Source organism: Arthrobacter sp. H14 (assembly GCF_000520495.1).
Taxonomy (GTDB): domain Bacteria; phylum Actinomycetota; class Actinomycetes; order Actinomycetales; family Micrococcaceae; genus Arthrobacter_C.
This window is the reverse complement of sequence record NZ_KI914692.1, coordinates 11,066-15,977: the sequence shown is the minus strand read 5'-3', so window position 1 is coordinate 15,977 and position 4,912 is coordinate 11,066. Positions and strand designations below refer to the sequence as shown.

At 59.6% G+C, this 4,912-nt stretch carries 7 protein-coding genes; 3 read left to right on the top strand and 4 right to left on the bottom strand.

Translation table 11 applies throughout. The features are described from left to right. The 4 genes from Y707_RS0119615 to Y707_RS0119600 form a co-directional block, all read right to left on the bottom strand. Nucleotides 1–635, bottom strand: a 635-nt coding sequence (locus Y707_RS0119615) for a DUF222 domain-containing protein (protein ID WP_026536334.1), incomplete at its 3' end; no start/stop codon positions are given. Nucleotides 636–770: 135 nt separating this feature from the next. Next, nucleotides 771–1,550 (bottom strand): HipA domain-containing protein, encoded by a 780-nt coding sequence (locus Y707_RS0119610; RefSeq protein ID WP_253905278.1) that lies wholly within the window; start codon nucleotides 1,548–1,550, stop codon nucleotides 771–773. Further along, a complete protein-coding gene (locus Y707_RS0119605) occupies nucleotides 1,547–2,080 on the bottom strand; it encodes a HipA N-terminal domain-containing protein (RefSeq protein ID WP_026536332.1) in 534 nt (177 codons plus the stop codon). Before Y707_RS0119605 ends, Y707_RS0119610 begins: the two co-directional genes overlap by 4 nt. Beyond that, a complete protein-coding gene (locus Y707_RS0119600; RefSeq protein ID WP_035782758.1) occupies nucleotides 2,073–2,285 on the bottom strand; it encodes a helix-turn-helix domain-containing protein in 213 nt (70 codons plus the stop codon). The genes Y707_RS0119605 and Y707_RS0119600 overlap by 8 nt, the downstream gene beginning before the upstream one ends. 197 nt (nucleotides 2,286–2,482) lie before the next feature. Here Y707_RS0119600 and Y707_RS0119595 point away from each other — a divergent pair, with 197 nt between their 5' ends. The 3 genes from Y707_RS0119595 (at nucleotide 2,483) to Y707_RS27715 (ending at nucleotide 4,744) form a co-directional block, all read left to right on the top strand. Then, nucleotides 2,483–2,863 (top strand): hypothetical protein, encoded by a 381-nt coding sequence (locus Y707_RS0119595; protein WP_026536330.1) that lies wholly within the window; start codon nucleotides 2,483–2,485, stop codon nucleotides 2,861–2,863. Nucleotides 2,864–3,160: 297 nt separating this feature from the next. Beyond that, nucleotides 3,161–3,595: a hypothetical protein gene (locus Y707_RS0119590; protein ID WP_026536329.1), complete on the top strand. Its 435-nt coding sequence runs from the start codon at nucleotides 3,161–3,163 to the stop codon at nucleotides 3,593–3,595. A 12-nt stretch (nucleotides 3,596–3,607) separates the two neighbouring features. Continuing rightward, a complete protein-coding gene (locus Y707_RS27715) occupies nucleotides 3,608–4,744 on the top strand; it encodes an SRPBCC family protein (protein WP_051442222.1) in 1,137 nt (378 codons plus the stop codon). Nucleotides 4,745–4,912: the final 168 nt, after the last annotated feature.

Below are 4,912 nucleotides of genomic sequence, written 5' to 3'. Positions count from 1 at the left end.
CGCCGCCGCTTGATTGATTCGGGGTGCATCCGTTCCCGCAGCCGCTGGGCCCGCCCGGCGAGCTTCGGGCCGGGCAGTTCGCTGCGGCCGGCCGCGTCGAGTAGTTCCGCTTCGAAGGCTTTTCGTCCGTGTTCGGGGACGGACTGGCCCTGGCCGATGATCGCGGCGGCCTGCTGCCGGTTCAGCCGGCCGGCCTCGAGTCCGGCGAGGGTGGCCGGGAACTCTTCAACCAGTTGGGTGCTGGCGCCGATCAGCCGCTGCGCCTCGGGCTCGGCGACGGTCAGTGCCCCGGTGATCTCCGCCTCCGCGCACATCCGGGCGAGGCCCTCCTCGTTCCGGTTCGGTCCGGCCGGATCCTGTTGCGGCACTACCGTCGGAGAAGTATCCGTAAGCCTCACGGTGACTCTGGCGGTGAAGGCTTCCAGCCAGGAGGCGAGTTGCCCGGCTGCGTGCAGCACTCGGGCCGCCTCCCCGAACGACAACGCGTCGACGTCGACGTCGCCCAGCGGCCCGGCCAGCGCAGGCAGCGCTGGAGCACCATAGCCCGGCGCATCACCGAACGGCTCATCACGGAACGGCTCATCACCGTACGACGCGTTAGCGCCGCCGGGTCCCGAAGCTGCTCCATCTGCCATACCCTCAGTACACCAGCCGCCCCCGACATTATTCGAATAGGACAACGAGAACAGGTAACGAAACAATAACGGATAACTGGTGATCTCCGCCCCACGCGATCAGCGCGGGATTTATGGTCCTGATGTCTGGCCGAGTTACCTCGACGGCATCCGTAGTGGCCGTTCGATGGCCGCGATGCTCACCGGGCCGGTACTGCTGACAGCCGCCCGTTTTCCATCGAGCACATTCTGCGCTTGTGCTGCGATGTAGAGTCCGACCCGCTCGCCGGCCGCTCCCGGCTCGGTGTCTTCGACGGCGTACCGGAGTCGTTCGAGAGTTTCATTAATGACTTTCTTCGAGCGCTCCGTGGGTAAACCCCACGTTCCGGCCTCCACGATGAGGTCATCGCGGGTGATCTCCGGCTGATACGCGTTCCCGTTCACCCGCATGGACATGTTCTGGTTGCCGTCCGGCATCAGCGCGTGTGCCGAAATGTCATAGAGCGGAGCTAACGCCACCTGCCCGTCCGCGTGATGAAGAGTGGAGAAGTTCTTTGCATGCGCGTCGGTATTACCGACCGCCACATTGAAGGTGGTATAGGCGAGCAATCTTTCACGGTCGTCCCGGCCGCTGTCGAATACTGTCTGCCGTGTGGGAAGGAGCCGGGCCACATTACGCAGTTTTGCCCGGCCGTCCACAGCCTCAAATTTCGCGTCGGTGTTCCAGGGCAATCCCAGTGCCTGGGCGGCGTCTTCCTGATGGATTCGGCGTACCGTTCCGTCGGGCAGGATGGTCCGGTCGTAGCGCTCGATGACCAGAACCGGACGGCCGCTGAACAATTCAATCCTGGTGTCGAATTCACTTAAGTCGAGCTTCCGCGAAAGGGTAAGTGTATATGCCTCCGTGTGAAGGGTTTGTTCCGAACCCGGCGCTATCGGTTTGAGAATGTGCGTCGATGGTGCACTATTGATCCCGGCGTGTCACCCCTCCCGTTTCGCCATGCCAGGGTGGTTTTAGGCTGGTATCCAGCCAGGGATACTCCTCCGCCCCCCGAGCCCAGGGCGTAATCGTTGACCCTGCCCAGCCGTTGGGTGACGTCCTCCTCGCCGAGTTCGTCGTATTCTGCGTTGGCGATCTCATCACTAGCTCCGACCTGCACAGCCCCCGCCACATCGCGGCCTGCATATTCGATGAGGCTGAATACGTCGTGCCGATGGCATCCAGCCTGTTTGGCGAGATTAGTCAACCCGCGGCCCTCGGGAAACAGCCCACCAAAAAAGGCTGTAGCTGTCTGCTGACCAGAGCGGCGTACGCTCAATGGCAGCGAAGCCGAGAGGATGGGTGATGCCAGACCAAACCGACTGATCGCCGTGTCGTCCGACTCGAAATCCACGGTGTCCGCACTGGCGCGATGCAGATAGCCCACGACGCCGCCGTACAGATGGACTTCCAATGGATCACTCATCAATAGTCTCCCGAAAGGACAGCACAATGCCCAGGTCCCGGAGAACATCGAAGAACTTTTCGTTGAGAACCTTCGGTTTGCCGGTTTCCAACTCCGATAAGTACCGCTGGCTTATTCCCAAACGCGCCGCGAGATCGGCCTGGCTGAGGCCATGCCGGACGCGGATGGCATGAATAAGGAGTCCAAGATCGGCGCTGCTGCGCATTATGCCGTGTATGGCGCTCTCCTTTGATTACGTGTTCGTAGTAATAGTCCAACCATTACGTATTCGTAATAGCCCTATGTTCGTTACGTAAACGTAGTAGGCAGGATGGTGGCCATGTAGTATCACGTCCAACGGAAGGGGCATCGCATGAGGCGCGAACAAACCCGCGCAGTCAGAGCTTGGTCCCGGCGTCGGTCATGATGAAATTTATCCGGTCACTGACACAGCCGTTAAAGGCGCTCTACGTTTTGTTTTTTATCGCATTTATCTGCGGCTTCGTCACCATGCTTCTCGCCGCGGCCCTCCAAAACGAGGGTCTCATTCGCATCGGTCGATGGGAGTTCGCCGCGCTTGGGCTCGTGGCCTTCTTCCTGGGCCTCGTTCTGGTGACCGATTTCCGACGTGGGGCTCATTCAGCCTCAGTTGCGATGAAGGAATATAGGCCCTTCGGAGTTGATTACTCGAAGTCCTTCTTGTCCAGTCCCCGCTACGCCCGCATGATGGGCGCGGGATTTATGGTCGTCGGCGCGTTCTTTGTTCAGATCCCCTTCAACCCCGAATTCATGTCGACGGAGTAGGCCGAAAGATCCGTGTACCCGGGCGGATGCCCATAGCGACACCGAAAAAGGCTAACAATACCAATGAAGCCGACCTTGGCAGACGACTTCCCGGCATCGCCCTATGGTGTTCCCATGCCGACCTTGGAGAAACTGAGAGACTCGCCTAAAGGCCCCCAATGCACGTAAACCAGCGGACCGTCACAAACACAGAATCGAATTTGATGTTATTTTTCTGTGACACGATAATGATAAGCATGCTTGGTGTGAGACCGAAGAGGAGGGTTCACATGTGCCGATGGATCGGAGAGGAACTATATGGATGAGAAAGCAAAACTGACAGCAATCCTGCTCGGCGGGTACCTGCTGGGCCGGACGAAAAAGGCAAAGCTGGCACTCACCGTCGCCGGCCTCATTGGCGGAAGGCAACTGAGCAGCAATAAAGGCGAACTGATGGGTCAGGTGAACGAACTGGCTAAGGCGTCCCCTGAGGTGAAGAAGCTGAGGGAACAGATCACCGGGAAGCTCGCCGATGCCGCTAAGAGTGCTGCTATCGCTGGCGCAACAAGGGGCATCGAATCCGTCAATACCAATTTGCAGAACCGTACTCAGCGCCTGAACGATTCAAACGGGGCTTCGGCCCAGGCCGACGACGGTCAGGAGACCGGCGACGAGACTCCCGAGGACGAGGCCGAAGACACCGCGGAAGAGACATCCGGCAAAACCACCACCAGCAAGTCGTCATCCAAGTAAGGAGCAGATGTCATGTATAAATCCACTTCCGACTCATTCGCGGATAAGCTTCCGCTCGATAGCCTCAAAGACACAGCAACCGACTACGGCAAGTCCTTAATCAGCAGCACGTTGGGCAAAGCCTCCGGCAAGGTAGAGGACCTGACCGGCAAGATGACGGACTACGCCAACGGCGAGTCCTCGGATGGCAAAGAGCAGGCCTCTGATGAGGACGTCGACGCCGAGGACGACGATGAGAGTCAGGCCAACGGCGGGGGCGGTGGTGTCCTATCCGGCATCAAGGACAAGGTGAAGGACGCCTTTACCGGCGGCGGTGGCGGCGGCGGCAGTAAGAGCCAGAAGCTGGTCAACATTGTCGAATGGATCGACGTCGGTGTCCCGGTCACGGTTGCCTATAACCAGTGGACGCAGTTCGAGGACTGGTCGGACTTCATGAAGAAGGTCGAGAACGTCGAACATGCCGAGGATGAAGGCAAGGTTACGTTCAAGGGCCAGGTCTTCCTCTCGCACCGTACGTGGGAGTCCACCATCAAGGAGATGGTTCCGGATGACCGCATCATCTGGAAGTCCACCGGCCAGAAGGGACATCTCGACGGCGGTGTCACCTTCCATGAGTACGGCCCCCGCCTGACGAAGATCTGCATCGTCGTCGAGTACTACCCGCAGGGCTTTTTTGAGAAGACTGCGCAGATCTGGAGGGCAGTCGGACGCCGGGTGCGGGTGGAGATGAAGCGCTATGTCCGCCACGTGATGACGACGACGATTCTCGACCCGGATGCCGCCGAGGGCTGGCGCGGAGAAATCCGTGACGAGGAGATTGTCCGCACCCACGAGGAGGTCGTCGAGGAAGAAGAGGCCCAGGCCGCCGAAGACGAGGACCAGGAGTACGAGGACGAGGGCGAAGGCGAAGGCGAAGAATACGAAGACGAAGACGAAGAACCGGACGCCGAAACCGAAGCCGTTGCTGACGATGCGGAGGGCGACGAGTATGAAGAGGACGCCGACGCCGAAACTGCTGAAGAACCGGCCGGTGAAGAAGAGTACGAGGAAGCCGAAGACACTGCTGAGCCGGCTGAAGAACCGGCTGAGGAAGTAGAAGAGGACGTGGAAGAAGAAGCGGAACCCGAAAAGCCAACAAAGGGAGACTGACGCGCCTATGTGGTGATCTCCGAGCGGATCCTTCCGATGAGGTCATCGCAGAAATCGATGACGGAATCGGCGTCGTGGATGTGATCCTCGATTCTCCGGCGGGCCGGGTCATCCTTAATGCTGACCAGGTTGATTTCCAAGGTCGCTTGGGCGGTCGTGGCGGCGGCG